This window comes from Kitasatospora sp. NPDC059747 (genome assembly GCF_042732955.1).
In the GTDB taxonomy this organism is placed as follows: domain Bacteria; phylum Actinomycetota; class Actinomycetes; order Streptomycetales; family Streptomycetaceae; genus Kitasatospora.
This window is the reverse complement of record NZ_JBHWGV010000059.1, coordinates 12,761-32,320: the sequence shown is the minus strand read 5'-3', so window position 1 is coordinate 32,320 and position 19,560 is coordinate 12,761. Positions and strand designations below refer to the sequence as shown.

The following is a 19,560-nucleotide window of genomic DNA, read 5'->3' as shown; positions in this document are numbered from 1 at the left end:
CGGGGTGTTTGGTGGTGTGCAGCGCGCGCCGCCCCGCGCCCGCCCCCGCGGCCCGGGCGGCCCCCCCCCCCCCCCCGCGCGCGTGCGTGGGTGCGCTAGCTGCCGACGAAGGCGGCGAGCAGCAGCCAGACCACCGGGGCGGTCGGCAGGAGCGAGTCCAGCCGGTCCATGATCCCGCCGTGGCCGGGCAGCAGCGTGCCCATGTCCTTGATGCCGAGGTCGCGCTTGATCATCGACTCGCCCAGGTCGCCCAGGGTCGCGGTGACGGCCGCGCAGCCGCCCAGGATCAGGCCCTGCCACCAGCTGCCGCCGTCGATGATCAGCTGCATCAGCAGGGCGCCGGCCAGCATCGACAGGCCGATGCCGCCCGCCAGGCCCTCGCGGGTCTTGCCCGGGCTGATCGTCGGGGCCAGCTTGTTCTTCCCGAACCTGTAGCCCACCGCGTAGGCGCCGGTGTCGCTGCAGATCGTGACGATCAGGAAGAGCACGATCCGCTGGGGGCCGTCGTCGGCCGCCAGCATCATCGCCACGAAGGTCGCGAGGAACGGCACGTAGAAGGCGGTGAACACACCCGCCGTTATGTCCCGCAGGTAGTTGTCCGGCGGCTCGGCCATCCGCCAGACCATCACCGCGAGCCCGGTCAGCGCGAGCGAGGCCGCGGCCCACTGGACCCCGGCCCAGTAGCCGGTGGCGATCATCGCGATGCCGCCCGCGACCAGCGGGACCAGCGGCGCCTTGATCTGCTTGCGCTCGGACAGCCGGCTCGTCAGCTCCCAGACGCCGACCGACGCCGCGGCCATCACGACGACCAGGAACAGCGCCTTCACCACGAACAGCGAGGCGATGATCACCGCGCCGAGACCGACCCCGACCCCTATCGCGGCCTGGAGGTTACGGCCGCCGCGCTGCTTGCGGGGCTGGGGCTGCGGCTCGGGCTGGGCCACGGGCGTCTCCTGCCCTGGGTGGGACGACGGCACGAAGGGGGGATGCCCGGCCGCCGGGTGGCTCGACGGAGGCGCGGGGTGCGCCGGAGCCCCCGGGTACGGCGGAGCGCCGTGGCCGGGGGCGGGGGCGACGTCATCGGTCATCGCGCGCAGCACGACGGTCTCCGACGCGCCCGGCACCGCCGCAGCGGGATGCTCGTCCCGGAACAGCGGACCGCTCAGCCGGCCCGCCTCCCGCGTCTGGCCCGCGTCCTGGCGGGCCGAGGGGTGCGCACCGGCCGCCGGGCCCGCGGCCGGACCGCCGGGCAGGCCGGGGCCGACGGGCGGGACCGGGTCGGCCGGTACGGGAGGCATGACCTGAGTCTCCTCCGCGTCGGGGCCCCAGTACACCGGGGGCTGCGACGCGTGACCCGTTCGGCCGCCCTGGTCGCCCGGGACGGCGCCGGGCGCGCCCTGGGCGACCTGCGGGCCCGGTGCGGCGGGATCGCCGTACCCCGGCGCCGTGGGATCGGCGTACCCGGGCGCCGCGTGCGACGGCTGCCGGGGGGCCTGCGGCTGCGGCGCCGGGCGGTAGGGCTGGAACTGCTGGTCGGATGGGCCCCAGTAGCCAGGGGCGTCAGGGGCGTCGTTCATCAGACTTCGAGCAGCTCGGCTTCCTTGTGCTTGAGCAGCTCGTCGACCTGGGCCACGTACTTGGCCGTGGTGTCGTCGAGCTCCTTCTCGGCGCGGCGGCCCTCGTCCTCGCCGACCTCGCCGTCCTTGACCAGCTTGTCGATGCCGTCCTTGGCCTTGCGGCGCACGGCGCGGATCGAGACCTTGGCGTCCTCGCCCTTGGTGCGGGCGATCTTGATGAACTCCCGGCGGCGCTCCTCGGTGAGCTCGGGCAGCACCACCCGGATGATGGAGCCGTCGTTCGAGGGGTTGACGCCCAGGTCGGAGTCGCGGATGGCCTGCTCGATGGCCTTCAGCGCGGTCTTGTCGAACGGCGAGACGACCGCCATCCGGGGCTCCGGCACCGAGAACGAGGCCAGCTGGTTGATGGGGGTCACGGCGCCGTAGTACTCGGCGACGATCTTGGCGAACATCGCCGGGTGGGCACGGCCGGTGCGGATGGCCGCGAGGTCGTCCTTGGCGACGAGGACGGCCTTCTCCATCTTCTCCTCGGCCTCGAGGAGGGTCTCTTCGATCACTGTGGTCTCCCTGTCCGGTTCATCTGCTGTTGTCCCGACCGGTGTCGGCGTGGCGCCCGGTCACGGCGCCGACGCCGTCCCGTACGGCTGGTTGCTGCTCAGGCCCGGACGGAATCCTGGCTGATGAGTGTGCCGATCTTCTCACTCTTCACCGCGCGCGCGATATTGCCCTCCGCGAGCAGCTCGAACACCAGCATCGGGAGGTTGTTGTCCTTGCACAGCGTGATGGCGGTGAGGTCGGCGACCTTCAGGTCGCGGGCGATGACCTCGGAGTACTCCAGCGCGTCGAACTTGACCGCGTCCGGGTTGGTCCGCGGGTCGGAGTCGTAGACGCCGTCCACGCCGTTCTTGCCCATCAGCAGGACGTCCGCGTGGATCTCCAGCGCCCGCTGGACGGCCGTGGTGTCGGTGGAGAAGTACGGCATGCCCATACCGGCGCCGAAGATCACCACGCGGCCCTTCTCCAGGTGCCGGACGGCCCGCAGCGGCAGGTACGGCTCGGCGACCTGGCCCATCGTGATCGCGGTCTGTACGCGGGTCTCGATGCCCTCCTTGACCAGGAAGTCCTGGAGCGCGAGACAGTTCATCACGGTGCCGAGCATGCCCATGTAGTCGGACCGGGCCCGGTCCATGCCACGGACCTGCAGCTCCGCGCCGCGGAAGAAGTTGCCGCCGCCGATGACCACGGCGACCTCGGTGCCGGCGCGCACGACCGTGGCGATCTCCCGGGCGATCGCGTGCACGACGTCCGGGTCGACGCCGAGCCCGCCGCCACCGGCGAAGGCTTCACCGGACAGCTTCAGCAGCACCCGGCGGCGCGAGCCGTCCTTGGGGTCCTGCGCGGTCTCCTGCGTCTCCTGCATGGGACTTCTCCTTCTGCACCTACTTGGTTCACAGACGCGGGTGTGCGGGTGCCCGGTCTGCGCGTACACGCGAGGAGGCCACTGCCGCGGGAACCGGTTCGGTGTCCTGCACGGCAATGGCCTCCTCGTCGTTCATGGTGCCGACGCGGCCCGCCCGTGGCGGTTGTCGCTGGGTGAGCCCGTTCGGCGTTCCTCCCGCCCGGGTCAGCGGGCGGGGGCGGTTCCCAGCGTAAGCGCGCCGGGGACCAGGGGGAACGTGGCTCAGGCGCCGACGCGGAAGCGGGCGAAGCGCTTGAGGGCGACGCCGTTCTCCTCGAGGACCTTGGCGACGGACTTCTTGTTGTCCTTCGCGAAGGCCTGCTCCAGGACGGAGTTCTCCTTCACGAAGCCGGTGACGCGACCCTCGACGATCTTCGGCAGGGCGGCCTCCGGCTTGCCCTCCTCGCGAGCGGTGGCCTCGGCGACGCGACGCTCGTTCTCGATGTCCTCGGCCGGGATGTCCTCGCGGGACAGGTACTTCGGCGCGAAGGCGGCGATGTGCTGCGCGACGTCCTTGGCGACCTCGGCGTTCTCCTTGTCCAGCTCGACCAGGACGCCGACGGCCGGCGGCAGGTCGGGGCTGGTCTTGTGGAGGTAGACCGCGACGAAGCCGTCACCGTCGAACTGGGCGAAGCGACGGAAGACGATCTTCTCGCCCAGGGTCGCGTTGGCCTCGTCGACGAACTGCTGGACGGTCTTGCCGGCCTCGATCTCGGAAGCCAGGGCGGCGTCCAGGTCGGCCGGGGCGGTCTTGGCCACGTGGGCGGCGATCGCGTCGGCGACCTTGACGAAGTTGTCACCCTTGGCGACGAAGTCGGTCTCGCAGTTGAGCTCGACCAGCACGCCGGACTTCTTGTCCTCGGCGATCAGCGCGGCGACGGCGCCGTTGGAGGCGTCACGGCCCTCGCGCTTGGCGACGCCCTTCTGGCCCTTGATGCGCAGGAGCTCGACGGCCTTCTCGACGTTGCCCTCGGCCTCGTCCAGGGCCTTCTTGCAGTCCATCATGCCGGCGCCGGTGAGCTCACGGAGCTTCTTGACGTCCGCGGCGGTGAAGTTCGCCATGGTGTGAATCTCTTCTCGCGTCTCGCGTGTCTGCGTGGGGATGTGCCGGGACCGTTGTCCGGTCCCGGCACGGGAGAGAGGGGCACCTACCGGCGTCGTACCGGCGAGTGCCCCTCACCCTTGGTACGTCAGGCCTGCTCGGCCGGAGCCTCGGCGGCCGGGGCCTCAGCAGCAGGGGCCTCAGCGACAGCAGCCTCAGCGACAGCAGCCTCGGCGGCGGCGGGGGCCTCCTCGGCCTTCTTCTCGCCCTCGATGAGGTCCTTCTCCCAGTCGGCCAGCGGCTGGTCGGCACCCGGCTCGGCCTTGGCGTCGCCCTTGGCGACACCGGCGCGGGACTTGAGGCCCTCGGCGACGGCGTCGGCGATCACGCGGGTCAGCAGGGTGACGGAGCGGATCGCGTCGTCGTTGCCCGGGATCTTGTAGTCGACCTCGTCGGGGTCGCAGTTGGTGTCGAGGATGGCGACGACCGGGATGTTGAGCTTCCGGGCCTCGCCGACCGCGATGTGCTCCTTCTTGGTGTCCACGATCCACACGGCGCTGGGAACGCGCTGCATGTCACGGATACCGCCGAGGGTCTTCTCCAGCTTGTCGTGCTCGCGCTGGAGGACCAGGAGCTCCTTCTTGGTGAGGCCGGAGCCGGCCACGTCCGAGAAGTCCAGCTCGCCGAGCTCCTTGAGGCGCTGCAGACGCTTGTAGACGGTCGAGAAGTTGGTCAGCATGCCGCCGAGCCAGCGCTGGTTCACGTAGGGCATGCCCACGCGGGTGGCCTGCTCGGCGATGGCCTCCTGGGCCTGCTTCTTCGTGCCGACGAAGAGGACGCTGCCGCCGTGGGCAACGGTCTCCTTGATGAACTCGAAGGCGCGGTCGATGTAGTTCAGCGACTGCAGGAGGTCGATGATGTAGATGCCGTTGCGCTCGGTGATGATGAAGCGCTTCATCTTCGGGTTCCAGCGGCGGGTCTGGTGACCGAAGTGGACGCCGCTCTCCAGCAGCTCCCGCATCGTGACGACGGCCATAGCCGTTCTCCTCAGGTGTTACGGCCCGGCTGCCGCGCAGGCCGTCCCGGGGCTCGCGCGATGGCGCTCCCCGTTCGGGTGACTGCGTGTACGGCCGGGTCAGGCTCGGTTTGTCCGTGGCGGTCAGGTGACAGCCACGCCTGACGCCCCGAACGTGCCGAGCCGCTTGAACCCGCTAGGTCGGGGACCGGGGCGGGCTCGGCGGACCGAGCGGCACTCGCACCTGGCGGGGGCGGCGGCCGAGCCGCATCCGTCCACCGGTGGCGGGGCGTGCGAAGTCGACCCGGCGGACCGGGTCGCGTGTGAAGTGTACGGGAAGCGCCGAGTGGGGGGCGACTCCGCAGGTGGCGGAGGGGCCGCGGACGGGCGGCCGCCCGGCGGCACGGGCGCCCCCGGCGCGGGCCGGAGCGCGGTCGGAGTGTGGTCGGAGTCTGGTCGGAGTGCCGTCGCTACGACGTTCGCGACGACATTCGCGACGGTGGGTCCGCGGGGCCGCCGGGAAGCGCTTGTACACCGGATGACGGCGTCCGTACACCCATTCGGGGGATACCGCGCGTTCGCGGGGACGGTTTGTCCACAGGAATCCCGAAGGGGGTGGTGTGGGCGCTTCGCGGCCTGGACGCTCGGGCGCATGACTGGTCGTGGTGGGGTTCGGGGGATGTCGTCGACTTTGTCGGCTTTGCCGGCTTCGTCGGCGGCATTCTCGGTGCTGTTCGTGGTGCTGTGCGTTGTGATGGCGCTCGTCCTGGCGGGTGCTGCGGCCGCGCGCGGTCTTGGGTCTCTTGCCGTGGCGGGGCGTTCGGGCCCGGGTGACTCCGGGGGCGGCATCTCTGCCGGACCGGCGCCTGGACGGGCATGGCCGGTGGGTGGGCCCGGCGGGGTGCTCGGGCGGTTCGTGGCACCGGCGAAGCCGTGGTCCGCCGGGCACCGCGGCGTGGACCTGGCCGCCCCGGCGGCAGCGGAGATCAGGGCTGCGGCTCCGGGAGTGGTCACGTTCTCCGGGCTGGTCGCGGGCCGCCCGGTGGTGACGGTGACGCACCCCGGCTCGGGGGCTCCCGCCCTGCGGACCACCTATCTCCCCGTCACCGGCACTGTGCCCGTGGGCGGCACGGTCGGCGCCGGGCAGGTGATCGGGCGGCTGGCCCCGCTCGCCCCGCTCGCCGGAGAGGGGCGGCACTGTGCCGGGCGGGGCTGCCTGCACTGGGGTCTGCTGCGCGGCGACCGCTACCTCGACCCGCTCGCCCTGTTCGGCGCGGGCGCGGCGCGGCTGCTGCCGACGGGTTCGCCGACGGGCGCCTCGCCTCGACCGGGGCGACCTGTGCCGATCGGCGGCTCAGCCGCGAAGGATCCGGCGGTTCAGCTGCGGGAGAGACCGTGCAGGGCCATCGCGACGGCGGCGTCGGCGATCTGCTCGGGGCTCTCGGCGAGGCCACCGACCGCGGCTCCTGCCGCCGCCAGTTGCTCGCCATGGCGGACGGCCGCCTCGACGACCCCCTGGAGCAGCGCCGCGGTGAGCCTCGGCTGAGTGTGGCCAAGCTCTTCCAGGGCCAGGGTGACCAGGCCGACCAGCTTCCCGTGCGCCGCCCGGATCCGCTCGCGCGCGGCCTCGTCGAGCTCCAGCGCCGAGATCGCCACGACCGCCCGGTGGCGCGGATCGGCGGCGAGCGCCAGCTGTCCCCGGACGTAGGCCTCGATGCGGCCGGCCGCCGTGTCGCAGCTCTCCATCCCGGCCTCGATCTCGGCCGCCCAGAGCGGGAAGTCCATCTCGCACAGCGCCTCGACCACCGCGGCGCGGGAGCGGAAGTACTCGTAGACCGAGGAGCGCGCGAGCCCGGTCCGCGCCGCGAGGGCGGGGAAGGTCAGCGCCTCCATGCCCCCCTCGGTGAGCAGGACGCGGGCAGCGTCGAGGAGAGCTGCCCGCTGCAGCTGGCGATGCTCGGCCACCGTGGCCGCTCGGATCTTCGGCACGCTCCCACTTTACGGAGACCTACACGCGGCCGATACGCCGCCGCGCAAACCTCGGGCTGCCCGGCCGGAACCGCACGCCCGAGCGGGCGGCCGCACGCACTACCGGACGTCCGACAGCTTGGCGCGCAGCTGCAGGACGGACTTGGTGTGGATCTGGCTCACCCGGCTCTCCGTCACCCCGAGGACCTGGCCGATCTCGGCGAGGGTCAAGCCCTCGTAGTAGTAGAGCGTCACCACTGTCTTCTCGCGCTCCGGGAGGGTGTTGACCGCCTGGGCCAGCAGCCTGCGCAGCTCCCGGTCCTCGGCCACCTCGACGGGGTTGTCGGCGCCGTGGTCCTCCAGGGTGTCCACCAGGCTCAGCCGGTCGCCGCCCTCCCCCACGGGGTGCAGCAGCTCGTCGAGCGCCACGACGTTGGCGAGCGACAGCTGGCTGAAGATGGCGTGCAGGTCCTCGATCGCGATGCCCATCTCCGCCGCGACCTCAGGCTCGTGCGGGGTCCGGCGCAGCCGGGCCTCCAGCGTCGCGTACGTCCGCTCGACCGCCTTGGCCTTCTGCCGCACCGAGCGCGGGATCCAGTCCAGTGCCCTCAGTTCGTCGATGATCGCGCCGCGGATGCGGCTGATCGCATAGGTCTCGAACTTGATGGCCCGGTCGATGTCGAACTTCTCGATCGCGTCGATCAGCCCGAAGACCCCGGAGGAGACGAAGTCGGCCTGCTCGACGTTGGAGGGCAGACCCACCCCGACCCGGCCCGCCACGTACTTGACGAGCGGTGAGTAGTGCAGGATCAGCTGCTCCCGCAGCCGCTGGTCGCCGGTCTCCTTGTAGGAGCGCCAGAGTTCCTCCAGCGCGCTGCGCGCGGGGCTGCCCGCCTCCGGCCCTCGGCGGGGCGAAGGCGCCGACGGGCTCGCGGACGGGGCCGACGGCGGGGGCAGCGCTTGGGCCCGGGGCGGAACCTGGGCCGGGCATGGGGCCTGAGCCGGGGGCGGAGCCTGCGTCGGGGATAGGGCCGGGGATGGGGCCTGCGTCGGGGGCAACGCTGGAGCCGGGGGCGGAGCCTGCCGTCCCGGTCCGGGCGGGGGCGCCGGTGGTGGCACCGCCTCGGGCGCCTCCGTGACGGCACTCGCCCCGGTCGGACCGTCGGCGGCTGCGCCGATCCACGTGCCCGTACCGACCACGACCTCGCCCCCGCCGGTACCGGCGTCAGCCCCGTCGACCGCGTCGGACCCGACGGCATCGGGGCCGGCCGGGTCGGGACCGGCGGCCTCGGCGGGCTGGCCGGGCACCGACGCCGGCCGGCCGCCCTGCCGTGACAGGCTCCCCATCGCCCCCGTCGCCTTGGGCGGGTACTCGGTCACGGGGCGCCGCTCGGTGCGCGGTCCTCCCGAGGACCGGGCGCCACCGGTCACTCTGTGTCCGGGAATGTGTGTGGGCATGCGTTGGTCTGCGCCGTTCTGCCGAGTCATGTGCTGATAGGGAAGGCATGTGGAGCGTAGCGTGACCGACTCACTGCAATGCGCTACCGCCACTCGGTCGTCCCTCGATCCGGTGGCGTTCTCGTCACCGGATCCGGGCACCCGCAGTGGACGAACCGGTTCGGCAGGTCAACCCCCCGATCTCCCGTCACTCCTTCTTGCAGCCCCCATCAGCGCAGCTGTTCGCCTCTCCCCGCGATCACCTCCTCCGCACGATTCGCCAGTGCGCGCCGTGCCGCTCCACGAAGCCGAGCGAGCCCAACTCGTAGAGCCGCTGGAGCACTTCGTCCGGCGGCAGCCCCGACTGCCGGGCCAGCCGCTCGACCGGCGCGCCCTCGGCCGTCGCCGGCACGGCCTCCAGCACCCGTGCGACCGGCGGCTCCAGCAGGTCCCGCGGCAGGACCGGCCCGGCCCGCGGCGGCGCGAGGTCGTCCCCGATCGCACCGATCAATTCCGTCACCTCCGCCGCGTCGGTGACCAGCGTGGCGCCGCCGCTGCGGATCAGGGCGTGCACGCCCGCCGAGAGTTCGGAGGTGACCGGCCCGGCCACGCCCATGGTGTGCCGGTTGAGGTCCCGCGCCCGTCTGGCCGTGCTCAGTGCCCCGCTCCGCACGGCCGCCTCCACCACCACGGTGCCCCTGGTGAGGGCCGCGATGACCCGGTTGCGCAACACGAAGCGGAAGCGGTTCGGGTGCTCCCCTGGCGGTAGTTCGCTGACCAACAGGCCCTGGACCCCGATCCGCCGGATCAATTCGGCGTTGCCCTTGGGATACGCGACATCGACCCCGCAGGCGAGGACACCGACGGTCAGCCCGCCCACCGCCAGGGCTCCGCGGTGGGCGGCGGCGTCGATCCCGTAGGCGGCTCCGGACACCACCACCCAGCCCCGCTCGGCGAGTTGGGCTGACAGCTCCCCCGCGACGTGCGCGCCGTAGGCCGTGCAGGCCCGGGAGCCCACCACCGCCACCGAGCGGAGGGCCAGCAGGCGCAGCGACCCGGTACCGGTCGTCCAGAGCCCGACCGGCCGCCCGTCGCCCAGGTCGTCGAGCTGGCTGGGCCACTCCGTGTCCCCCGGAATGATGAAGCGTCCACCGGAGGCTCGTACCCGTTCCAGGTCCTCGGCCGGGTCCAGACCGGGAAGTCTCGCCTGGTAGCCGGCCAGGCGGGGCCCGTCGAGCCCGGGGTGGTCGGGCACGGCGCCCTCCCGGATCGCCTGGACCACCTCGGCGGCGGCGAGCTGGCGGAGCCACCGGCCGACCACCGCGTCCCCGGGCTCGCTCAGGCGGCTGAGCAGCACCCGGGCGAGCCGTTCCGGCTCGGGCTGCGCGGCCGTCGTCGGCGGCGGCGGCTGCGGCTGCGGCTGCGGCTGTTGAGGATCCGCCGTCATCCGGTTCATGCGTCACCGTCCTCGTCCGCCGGGTACTCGTCGCGGGCTCCTCCGATTGGGCCCTTCCCTGGACTGCTCCGCTGAGCGGGGACGCCCCCGAGACGCCCGAAGGCGCGTTCGGTGAGCGGCAGGCCGTGCTCCACGCCGGTGCGCAGGACCAGCGCCGTCCGCACGTCCCGTTGGTCCGGTCGGTCCCGGCCGGCGAGGTCCGCGACCGTCCAGGCGACCCGGAGCACCCGGTCCAGGCCCCGGGCGGTGAGCAGCCCGCGCTCCAACTGCCGTGCGGCGTCGTTCAGCGCGCCGGGGGCGAGCTGCCAGCGCGTCCGCAGTTCGTGCCCCGGAACCTCGGCGTTGACCCGCCAGGGCGTGCTGGCCAGCCGGGCGGCCGCCCGCTCCCGCGCGGCCAGCACCCGGGCCGCGATGATCTCGGTGGTCTCCGCCGTGGTGTCCCGCTCCATGAGCTCGACCCTGGTCACCGGGGCGACCTGGACCTGGAGGTCCACCCGGTCGAGCAACGGCCCCGACAGCCGCCCCTGGTAGCGGCTCACCATCGCCGGGGTGCACTCGCACCCCTCGCCCCGCCGTGAGTACCGGCCGCACGGACAGGGATTGGCCGCGAGGCAGAGCAGGAACCGGGCCGGGAGCCGGAGCGATCCGGCCGAGCGCGCGATCACCACCTCGCCCGACTCCAGCGGCTGCCGCAGCGCGTCGAGCACCCGGACGGGGAACTCCGGTGCCTCGTCCAGGAACAGGACGCCCCGGTGGGCCAGCGACACCGCGCCCGGTCTGGGCAGGCCGCTGCCGCCACCCACGATCGCCGGCATGGTGGTCGAGTGGTGCGGGGAGCAGTACGGGGCGCGGTCGATCAGCGGACGGCCCGCCGGGAGCAGGCCCGCCACCGAGTGCACCGCGGTGACCTCCAGCGCCTCCTTCTGTGTGAGCGGCGGGAGCAGCGAGGGCAGCCGCTCGGCCAGCATCGTCTTGCCGGCCCCCGGCGGCCCCTTCAGGTACAGGTGGTGTCCCCCGGCGGCGGCGATCTCCAGGGCCCGCCGGGCCTCGTACTGACCGGCCACGTCGGCCATGTCGAGGCGGGCCGCCTTGTCGTCGGGCAGGCCCCGCACGCCCGCGCTCGGCAGCATGAGCCCGGCCATCAGGGGATCGGGGCGGCCCGTGATCGGATCGGGCGGCTCCTCCGGCGCGGGCACACCGGTGAGGACGGCGAGCAGCTGGCGCAGGCTGCGGACCCCGATCACCTTCGCCCCGGGGACGAGCGAGGCCTCGGCCGCCGTCTGCTCGGCGACGACGACCCGCTCGTACCCGGCGTCGGTGGCGGCCAGCACCGAGGGCAGCACTCCGCGGACGGGCCGCACCCGGCCGTCCAGCCCCAGTTCGCCGATGATCAGCAGGTCGGCGATGGCCGACGGGTCGAGCCGCTCGGCGGCGGCCAGCACGGCGCAGGCCACCGCGAGGTCGAAGCCGCTGCCGCTCTTGGGCACGGAGGCGGGGCTGAGGCCGACGGTCAGCTTGCGCTGCGGCCACGCCTCGCCGCTGTTCACGACGGCCGCGCGCACCCGGTCGCGGGCCTCGGACAGCGCCTTGTCGGGCAAGCCGACCAGGGTGAACGCGGCCACCCCGGGCTCCAGATCGGCCTGGACCTCGACGATCACCCCGTCGACGCCGACCAGCGCGACGGAACAGGTACGGGCGAAGGCCATCAGACCACCCCCCGCAGGTGGTCCACCGAGGCGGCGCCCCGGGACCGGTTGATGACCGCGACCAGGTCGATCCGCACCCCGCCCGGCGGGACGGGCGGCCACTGCGGATCGGCGGGCCCGGGGTCGTACCCGGGCCCGGCCAGCTGCGCGAAGTGCCCGGGCCAGCGCTCGGCCAGCCACCGCTCGGCCAGCCGCTGCAGCCGGGCCGCCTTGGCCTGGTCGATGGCCTCGGTCGGCTGCTGGAAGCCCCGCTCGGAGCGGGTCTTCACCTCGCAGACCGCCACGGTGTCGCCGTCGAGGGCGACGATGTCCAGCTCGCCCTCGGCGCAGCGCCAGTTGCGGTCCAGGATGCGGAGTCCGTCCTCCGCGAGGCGGCGGGCGGCGACCCGCTCGCCGTAGCGGCCGAGGCTGGTCTTGCTCGGCCTGTCCGGCCCGCCCTGGCGGGCCTGCCGGGTGATCGCGCCCTGCGCGGTCGGGTTCTGCACGGTCGTGTTCTGCACGGTGACCACCTCCGCCGTGGAGGTTGCAACGCCGTGCTCGACGGGACCCGGTATTTCCCTTTTCCTGTGGACAACTCGCGCCTGTGGATAACTTCCGTCACCCGCAGGAGTGAGAATCCCCGATTGCGCGAAATTCCCCTGGACAACGCGGAACCGGGCGGTCCAACGTCAGTTCCCGAAGCCGGCGTCGTCCGAGGGCAGCTCCAGATCGCTCTTCGCGAGTTCCTCGATGTTCACGTCCTTGAAGGTCAGCACCCGGACCTTGCGGACGAACCGGGCCGGCCGGTACATGTCCCAGACCCACGCATCCGCCATCGACACCTCGAAGAAGACCTCACCCTGGACCGAGTGCACCTGCAGCTCGTAGTCGTTGGTGAGGTAGAAACGTCGCTCGGTCTCGATCACGTACTTGAACAGGCCGACGACGTCCCGGTACTCCCGGTAGAGCTTGAGCTCCATCTCGGTCTCGTACTTCTCGAGATCTTCGGCACTCATCCAGGCGTCCCCTCAACTTGTCACGTCCACCCATTGTGGACCACCGCACCCACGCTCAGAGCCGTACCGGAGCGACCGGCGGGCCCTGTACCAGCAGTCGCTCCAGGAAGTCGGCCAGTCCGGCCGGGTAGACCGTCTCGGCGGTCCGCCTCAGCTCCTCGAGCGTCCACCAGCGTGCCGCGAGCAACTCGGCGTGTTCCTCGTCGCCCATGCCCGAGTGGTCGAGGCCGGTGGCCTCGGTCCGGGCCAGGTGGAACCACTGCTCCTGCTCGTAGCGCTGTCCCCGGAAGGAGAACGACACCGTGCCGTACCCCACCAAGGGCCCCAGCTCCACGCCCCGCAAACCGGTTTCCTCCACGAGCTCCCGCGCGGCGGCGTCGCGCACGTCCTCCCCGGGTTCCAAACCGCCTCCCGGGGTGAACCACCAGGTCACGTCCGGCACCGCCGGATCCGAGCCCAGGAAGAGGAGGACGCGGTCCGACCCGTCCAGCAGCAGGATCCGCGCCGCCTGGCGACGCCGTACCGTCATGGCAGCTCTTCACACCCCTTCCGTCCGCACCGGTGGTGGTACCGATCCTGCCACCCGACGCGTCCATCCGGGGCGATGTTCGACAGAGCGGCCCGGCAGGCGGCGGCCGCGCTCAGGATGCGCGCCCCCGACGGAACCGGCGGGCCAGACCGGCCACGCCGCCCACCGCCGAGGTCACGACGATCAGCGCCGCGCCGGCCACGGTGGCCACCGCCGCCGGGACCAGCGGACCGGGCTGAGCGGCCCGCGGACCGGCGAGGCCGTCGAACGCCGTGGTCCGGGTGAACCCACCCATCCGGCCGAACGGCATCGCCGTCGCCTCCACCCGGGCCTCGACGGCGTCGGCCGCGACGGTCCCGCCGTCGACCGACAAGTGGGTGCGGGAGTCGAGCGAGACGATCCGGTTGTCGCCGAGCAGGAAGAGCCGCCCCTGCGGCACCGTGACGCTGAAGGCCGTGCCCTGCGGACCCTGCGCCGCGAGGTAGGGCTCGGCGACCGGGGTCCCGTTCACCGTCAGCCCGCGGCCGTCCTCGGCGGAGGCCACGGTGTCCCCGCCCACCGCGACGACCCGCTTGACCATGAGCTCGCCGCCCCAGGCCTGGTCCTTGAAGACCACGACGTCACCCCGGCCGACGGAGCCGCCGTCGGTCTTCCGGGCGAGCACCGTGTCCCCGACCTCCAGTGTGGGGGACATCGAGCCCGAGGGGATGTTGTAGGGCCGGTAGCCGACCGCGATCACAGCGAAGCCGCCGACCAACAGCACCAGGCCGAGCCCGATCAGGACGCCCTGGATCACGGCGGCCGCCCGGTGGCGCGGCCGGGTGGGCGTGACCGGCCGGTCGGCGGTCTGTTCCACGACACTGCTCATCGACACCGTCCAGCTCTGACCCGCCGGAGCACGCCCCGGGTGCGCCGGAGGCACAGGCGGAAAACCCGTCGGGCCGTGGCACGTCCGAGCAGATTACTCGTCGGTACCACGGCCCGCGCAAGAGCTGGGGAGGAGCTGCCGGAGCTCAGGAGTCCTTCCGGCGGTCCGACCTGTTCCGCACCCGGCGCACCAGTGGGAGCAGCGCCACGGCTCCCGCCGCGCCGGCCACCGGCGGCACCAGCGGCACGCCCGCCGCCAGGCCCTTCTGGTCGAAGGTGCTCGGCACCGGCAGCGTCGCCCAGCGGTCGATCGGCCAGGCCACCACGAAGGCGCGCCCGATCACGTCGTCCACCGGAACGGTCCCGCCGCCCGGCTGGTCCATGTGGAAGCGGGAGTCCAGCGAGTCGTCGCGGTGGTCGCCCATCACCCAGATCCGGCCCGACGGCACCTTCAGCGGTCCGAAGGTCCGGCTGCAGGGGTTGTTGCCCGGGAAGATGTACGGCTCGTTGAGCGCGACGCCGTTCACCTTGACCGGACCGCCGCTCTCGCACTCGACGGTGTCGCCGCCGACCGCGATGACCCGCTTGATCAGGTCCTTCTCGTTGGCCGAGGGCATCAGGCCGACGAAGCTGAGGACGTCCTGCACCCCCCGGAGGAAGGAGTTGCTGCTCTGCTGGACGGGCTCGTCGTTCAGCCAGCCGCCCGGGTCGTGGAACACCACGACCTCGCCGCGCTCGGGCTCGGCCCCGAACCAGGGGGTCAGCTTGTCCACGAGGACGCGGTCACCGACCTGCAGCGTGTTCTGCATCGACTCCGACGGGATGGAGAAGGCCTGGACGAAGAAGGTCTTGATCACCAGGGCCAGGACCAGCGCGATGCCGATCAGGATCGGCAGTTCCTTCCAGAACGATCGCGGCTTCTTGTCCTTGTCGGACGCCTTGCCCTCCGACTCGTCCGCCGGCCCGGCCCCGCTCCGGAGCTCGCCCGGGGTACCGCCCGTCCCGTCGCCCGGCTCGTCGGCGGACTGGGCCGCCGCGTCCTCGACCGAGGCCGACGGCGCTGCGGACTCGGCGGACCGGTCCGCCCGGCTGCCGGAGCCCTCGGGCTCTCCGGCGCCTGAGCGGGCGCCGATCACCAAATCCCCCACAACGTCTCCTCCCTGCTGTGCGGACGCCCGTGCGCCCGCGCTCGGAGTGCCGCACAGCGGGCACCACGCTCACTACGACCATGAACGCCTCAGGGCTGCCCACCACGGGCGCCCCTGACACCAGCACAGCCTCGACGCTCAGCCGGAAAGCCCGGCCGCGCCTGCACTTCTCTATCACTCCCAGGCATCCGGCTCGCGGTCCCACGCGCGCGACCCGGTGGGTCGGCGGCCGGCGTGGCCTACCGCGAAGGCCCGTCCGGCCTGCGAACGGCAAGCGGAAGGATGCCCAACACACCCATAACGAGCGGAGGTTCCATCGGAACCGGCCCAACGGGCACCGAATTCGGCGCAGTTCCGGCGGCCTGCGGAGCACGTGCCAGAGAGGAGAGTGAACTCGGCTCGTCAAGTTGATGGAAGCGGTCCAGCGGCCAGGCGATCACGAAGGCCCGGCCGACCACACCGCTCAGCGGGATCGTGCCCTGGCCGGGATTCCCCATGTGGAAACGGGAGTCGGCGGACACGTCCCGGTGGTCGCCCATGACCCAGAGCCGGCCCTGGGGCACCTTCACCTTGAAGGGCTGCCGGGACGGCGGGTTCCCGGGCGAGAGGTAGGGCTCCTCCACCGGCGTGCCGTTGACGCTCAACCGCCCCTGCGCGTCGCAGCACTCCACGGTGTCCCCGCCGACGCCGATGACCCGCTTGATCAGATCCTGCTCGCTGTCGGACGGCAGCAGCCCGACGAAAGTGAGGACCTGCTTGGCCCCGCCCAGGATCGGACCGTCGTCGGACGGCTTGTGATCGCTCTCCAGCCAGCCGCCGGGGTCCTTGAACACCACGACGTCTCCGCGCGACGGCTCGTTGCCGAACCAGGGGGTGAACTTGTCCACCAGTACCCGGTCCCCGACCTGGATGGTCTGCTCCATCGACCCCGAGGGGATCACGAAGACCTGGATCATGAAGGTCTTCATCACCAGCGCCACCAGCAGGGCCACCAGGACGATCAGCGGGAACTCGCGCAGCAGCGAGCGCTTGCGCCGCCGGGCCGCGCGCTGCGCGGTGCGGCGTCGATCGGCCCGGCCACGGGCCGGAACGACGCCGTCGCCACCCTCGGCGCCCTCCCCCGCCACCTCGGCGGGGTGGTCTGCCAGTCGGCCCCTACCTCTGGTCCCCATGACCACCCGTCCCCGCTGTCGCGGCGAAGGCCGCCGGCCGGTCCAGGCTGTTCCAGCGCGCGATCGGGAAGACCACCCAGTCCGCCCGGCCGATCACCCTGCTCTCCGGCACGAACCCGCCGCCGGGCTCGCCGAGGTGATCGCGGGAGTCCCGGGAGGCCCTGCGGTGGTCGCCCATCACCCACAGCTTGCCGGCCGGCACCACCACGTCGAAGGCCACGCCGGACGGCTCGTCGCCCGGGGCGAGGTAGGAGGACTCGTCGATCGGCACACCGTTGACGGTGATCCGCCCGCCGGGCCCGGTGCTGGTCACGCGGTCGCCGCCGATGCCGATCACCCGCTTGACGTACACCGTGTCGCCGGCCGGGGCCAGCCCGAGGTCCCGGCCGAGCGAGCGCAGCCCGTCCCAGAAGCCGGCCGGCCGGTCCGGCTCCGGAAGGAAGGAGCCCGTCCCGTCGAACACCACGACGTCGCCCCGCCGGGGGTGCTCGCCGAAGACGTAGGCGAGCTGGTTCGCGATCAGCCGGTCGCCGGGGCGGAGGGTGTCCTCCATCGACCCGGACGGCACCGTGAACGGCCGCGCGACGAAGGCGTTCACCAGGAGCAGCGCGGACAGGCAGATGCCCGCCAGGAGCAGGAGGTCCCGCGAGCGCGAGCGCCCCGGCTCCTCGTCGTCCGCAGCCTCACCATCGCCGTCGGTCTTGCCATCGCCGTCGGTCTTGCCATCGCCGTCGGCATCGGCAACGCCGTCGGCATCGGCAACGCCGTCGGCAGCGCCACCGTCATCGGCCGCGTCGCCCACCGCGTCCGCGGAAACCGCCCTGCGACCCGCCGCAGGAGCAATCGCAGGAGCAACCGCAGTGGCGGCGGCCGGAACAACCGCGGAAACGACCGCGGACCGCGGCGGCGAGTCCGCACCGGAGGGTGCGGGACTGCCGTCGCGGTCCGCGGGTGGTTCGTGCGTGCTCATCGGGGGCTGAGCTTACCGTGCGGCAGCCGCGCCCCCGGGAGCGCTCCGATCCCCCGGCGAGGCCGGGGGCCGGTGGATCAGCGGTCGCGCTTCTCCTTGATCTTCGCGGCCTTGCCGCGGAGGTCACGCAGGTAGTACAGCTTGGCGCGGCGAACCGCACCGCGGGTCACGACCTCGATCTTCTCGACGACCGGGGTGTGCACCGGGAAGGTGCGCTCCACGCCGACGTTGAAGCTGACCTTGCGGACGGTGAAGGTCTCACCGACGCCCGCACCGTGGCGGCGGATGACGACGCCCTGGAAGACCTGGACACGGGAGCGGTTGCCCTCGATGACCCGGACGTGGACCTTCAGGGTGTCACCGGCGCGGAAGGCCGGGATGTCGCTACGCAGCGAGGCCGCGTCGACAGCAGCGAGCTTGTTGCTCATGTTGCTCTCCATCGCAGGCGCCACGGGCCGCCCACGGAAGTTCGTCGCAATGGGGTCTGCTGCGGGCCGCATCGGCTGGCGGCGTTCCCCCCGTGGCGGGGGCGCCGGTCCACGTGACCCCTACGGAAGGGGCCCAGCGACAGACAGCAGCGGCCTATTCTTCCACACCCACGGCCGCGGACCGAAATCGGCCGAGCTCGTCGTCCCAGGCCAGGCCGAGGACGGAGAGCGCCGCCCGGTCCTTCTTGTCGAAGGCGCCGTACTGCCAGCGCTCCACCAGGTCGGGGCGGTTCGCCAGCGTACGGGCGAAGGCCTCGTCCCGGCGCCAGCGGGCGATGCGGCCGTGGTTGCCGCTGAGCAGCACGTCGGGCACGGTCCGGCCGCGCCACTCGGCGGGCTTGGTGTAGACCGGGCCCTCCAGGAGGTCGGCCATCGCGCCGGGGGCGAAGGAGTCGTCCCGGTGGGACTCGGCGTTGCCGAGCACCCCCGGCAGCAGCCGGGCGATCGCCTCGACCATCACCAGCACGGCGACCTCGCCGCCGGCCAGCACGTAGTCGCCGATCGAGGCCTCGACCACCGGCATCCGGGTGGCCGCCTCCTCGATCACCCGCCGGTCGATGCCCTCGTACCGGGCGGGCGCGAAGGCCAGCCAGGGGCGGCCGGCCAGTTCCTGGGCCAGCTCCTGGGTGAACGGGCGCCCGCTCGGGGTGGGCACCACCAGCGTCGGCACCTGCCCCTCGGGGCCGGCGGCGACCACCGCGTCCAGGGCCTCGCCCCACGGCTCGGGCTTCATCACCATGCCGGGGCCGCCGCCGTACGGGCTGTCGTCGACCGTCCGGTGGACGTCGTGCGTCCAGTCCCGCAGGTCGTGGACGTGCACGTCCAGCTGGCCGCGGGCGCGCGCCTTGCCGACGAGTGAGACGTTCAGGGGTTCCAGGTACTCCGGGAAGATCGAAACGACGTCGAGCCGCATCCCCGTCTGGACGCCCCCGGCCGCCGTCACTTCTCGCCTTCCTGCGAGTCGCCGTGGGCGCCCTCCGGGGAGTCCTCCTGGGCGCCCTCGCCAGAGTCCTCCGGGGCCGCGGCGGCAGCACTGCCCGCCACCTCGGCCCGCTCCGGGTCGATGAGCCCGGCCGGCGGGGTGATCACGGCGCGCTGGTTCTCCAGGTCGATGATCGGCACGATCTGGCTGACGAAGGGCACCAGCACCTCCGTCCCGTCGGCCTTCCTCACCGTGAGCAGGTCCTGGTACGGCAGGTGGACGACCTCGGTGAGCTCGCCGACCGGGGTGCCGTCGGAGAGCACCACGTCCAGCCCGATCAGCTGGTGGTCGTAGTACTCCTCCGGGTCATCGGGGGTCTCGTCCGGGTCGACCTCGGAGATCAGCAGGGTGCCGCGGAGCGCCTCCGCCGCGTTGCGGTCCTTGACGCCGGCGAAGCGCAGCAGCAGCCGCCCGCTGTGCACCCGGCCGGACTCGACGGTCAGCGGCCCGACCGACGCGGGGTCGGTGAGGACGACGGCCCCCGGGCCGAGCCGGAGCTCCGGCTCGTCGGTGCGGACCTCGACGCTGACGTCCCCCCTGATGCCGTGGGCGCGGCCGATCTTGCCGACGACGAGCTGCACGGTGATCGTTCTCCTGGAGTTCCTGAGCTGGACGGGAAGCCGGCCACGTCCACGCCCTCGCGGGGCGGGAACATGGTGGCCGGATGCGAAAAGGGGGGGGCGGGCGCGGCCCCCGCACCCGCCCGGGCCCCCCCCCCGCCCCGCCGCGGCCGCGGCGGGGCGGGCTCG

At 72.8% G+C, this 19,560-nt stretch carries 19 protein-coding genes and 1 pseudogene; 1 reads left to right on the top strand and 19 read right to left on the bottom strand.

The window, feature by feature from the left end:
* Positions 1-95 precede the first annotated feature (95 nt).
* The 5 genes from ACFV4G_RS24735 to rpsB all read right to left on the bottom strand — a co-directional run bounded on the left by ACFV4G_RS24735 (position 96) and on the right by rpsB (position 5,114).
* The gene (locus tag ACFV4G_RS24735) at positions 96-1,577 is read right to left on the bottom strand and encodes a phosphatidate cytidylyltransferase (protein ID WP_380443882.1); all 1,482 of its coding nucleotides are present in this window, start codon (positions 1,575-1,577) and stop codon (positions 96-98) included.
* Positions 1,577-2,134, bottom strand: coding sequence for a ribosome recycling factor (gene frr, locus ACFV4G_RS24730; protein ID WP_380443880.1), 558 nt, complete (start codon positions 2,132-2,134; stop codon positions 1,577-1,579). Before frr ends, ACFV4G_RS24735 begins: the two co-directional genes overlap by 1 nt.
* A gap of 98 nt (positions 2,135-2,232) precedes the next feature.
* Complete coding sequence (gene pyrH, locus ACFV4G_RS24725; protein WP_189923573.1) at positions 2,233-2,997, bottom strand: UMP kinase; 765 nt, start codon at positions 2,995-2,997, stop codon at positions 2,233-2,235.
* A gap of 261 nt (positions 2,998-3,258) precedes the next feature.
* The gene (gene tsf / locus ACFV4G_RS24720) at positions 3,259-4,098 is read right to left on the bottom strand and encodes a translation elongation factor Ts (protein WP_280685338.1); all 840 of its coding nucleotides are present in this window, start codon (positions 4,096-4,098) and stop codon (positions 3,259-3,261) included.
* A gap of 128 nt (positions 4,099-4,226) precedes the next feature.
* On the bottom strand, positions 4,227-5,114 hold the full coding sequence (gene rpsB, locus ACFV4G_RS24715) for a 30S ribosomal protein S2 (protein ID WP_380443877.1): 888 nt from the start codon (positions 5,112-5,114) through the stop codon (positions 4,227-4,229).
* A 517-nt stretch (positions 5,115-5,631) separates the two neighbouring features.
* Between rpsB and ACFV4G_RS24710 the strand changes: the two are divergent.
* Positions 5,632-6,339: pseudogene (locus tag ACFV4G_RS24710) on the top strand (peptidoglycan DD-metalloendopeptidase family protein); the annotation flags it as partial.
* 131 nt (positions 6,340-6,470) lie between these two features.
* Here ACFV4G_RS24710 and ACFV4G_RS24705 read toward each other — a convergent pair.
* The 14 genes from ACFV4G_RS24705 to rimM form a co-directional block, all read right to left on the bottom strand.
* On the bottom strand, positions 6,471-7,058 hold the full coding sequence (locus tag ACFV4G_RS24705) for a TetR/AcrR family transcriptional regulator (RefSeq protein WP_380443922.1): 588 nt from the start codon (positions 7,056-7,058) through the stop codon (positions 6,471-6,473).
* A gap of 123 nt (positions 7,059-7,181) precedes the next feature.
* Positions 7,182-8,018 (bottom strand): RNA polymerase sigma factor WhiG, encoded by an 837-nt coding sequence (gene whiG, locus ACFV4G_RS24700; RefSeq protein ID WP_380443920.1) that lies wholly within the window; start codon positions 8,016-8,018, stop codon positions 7,182-7,184.
* Between the two features lie 739 nt (positions 8,019-8,757).
* Positions 8,758-9,954: a DNA-processing protein DprA gene (gene dprA, locus ACFV4G_RS24695; RefSeq protein ID WP_380443875.1), complete on the bottom strand. Its 1,197-nt coding sequence runs from the start codon at positions 9,952-9,954 to the stop codon at positions 8,758-8,760.
* Positions 9,951-11,660 carry a YifB family Mg chelatase-like AAA ATPase gene (locus ACFV4G_RS24690; protein WP_380443873.1) on the bottom strand — a complete coding sequence of 570 codons (1,710 nt, stop codon included), beginning with the start codon at positions 11,658-11,660 and terminating at the stop codon, positions 9,951-9,953. The genes dprA and ACFV4G_RS24690 overlap by 4 nt, the downstream gene beginning before the upstream one ends.
* Positions 11,660-12,118 (bottom strand): YraN family protein, encoded by a 459-nt coding sequence (locus ACFV4G_RS24685; RefSeq protein WP_359969624.1) that lies wholly within the window; start codon positions 12,116-12,118, stop codon positions 11,660-11,662. The genes ACFV4G_RS24690 and ACFV4G_RS24685 overlap by 1 nt, the downstream gene beginning before the upstream one ends.
* Before the next feature lie 210 nt (positions 12,119-12,328).
* Positions 12,329-12,655, bottom strand: coding sequence for a DUF2469 domain-containing protein (locus ACFV4G_RS24680; protein WP_329929696.1), 327 nt, complete (start codon positions 12,653-12,655; stop codon positions 12,329-12,331).
* 55 nt (positions 12,656-12,710) lie between these two features.
* Positions 12,711-13,184, bottom strand: a complete 474-nt coding sequence (locus ACFV4G_RS24675; protein ID WP_380443871.1) for an NUDIX hydrolase — start codon at positions 13,182-13,184, stop codon at positions 12,711-12,713.
* A 112-nt stretch (positions 13,185-13,296) separates the two neighbouring features.
* Positions 13,297-14,052: a signal peptidase I gene (gene lepB, locus ACFV4G_RS24670; RefSeq protein WP_380443869.1), complete on the bottom strand. Its 756-nt coding sequence runs from the start codon at positions 14,050-14,052 to the stop codon at positions 13,297-13,299.
* A gap of 145 nt (positions 14,053-14,197) precedes the next feature.
* The gene (gene lepB, locus ACFV4G_RS24665) at positions 14,198-15,199 is read right to left on the bottom strand and encodes a signal peptidase I (protein WP_380443867.1); all 1,002 of its coding nucleotides are present in this window, start codon (positions 15,197-15,199) and stop codon (positions 14,198-14,200) included.
* Positions 15,200-15,438: 239 nt separating this feature from the next.
* A complete protein-coding gene (gene lepB / locus ACFV4G_RS24660) occupies positions 15,439-16,326 on the bottom strand; it encodes a signal peptidase I (protein WP_380443865.1) in 888 nt (295 codons plus the stop codon).
* A 28-nt stretch (positions 16,327-16,354) separates the two neighbouring features.
* On the bottom strand, positions 16,355-17,173 hold the full coding sequence (gene lepB / locus ACFV4G_RS24655) for a signal peptidase I (RefSeq protein WP_380443863.1): 819 nt from the start codon (positions 17,171-17,173) through the stop codon (positions 16,355-16,357).
* A gap of 245 nt (positions 17,174-17,418) precedes the next feature.
* Positions 17,419-17,769, bottom strand: coding sequence for a 50S ribosomal protein L19 (gene rplS / locus ACFV4G_RS24650; RefSeq protein ID WP_063347674.1), 351 nt, complete (start codon positions 17,767-17,769; stop codon positions 17,419-17,421).
* Positions 17,770-17,923: 154 nt separating this feature from the next.
* Positions 17,924-18,742 (bottom strand): tRNA (guanosine(37)-N1)-methyltransferase TrmD, encoded by an 819-nt coding sequence (trmD, locus tag ACFV4G_RS24645; protein ID WP_380443918.1) that lies wholly within the window; start codon positions 18,740-18,742, stop codon positions 17,924-17,926.
* 26 nt (positions 18,743-18,768) lie between these two features.
* Complete coding sequence (gene rimM, locus ACFV4G_RS24640; RefSeq protein WP_380443861.1) at positions 18,769-19,392, bottom strand: ribosome maturation factor RimM; 624 nt, start codon at positions 19,390-19,392, stop codon at positions 18,769-18,771.
* Positions 19,393-19,560 lie beyond the last annotated feature (168 nt).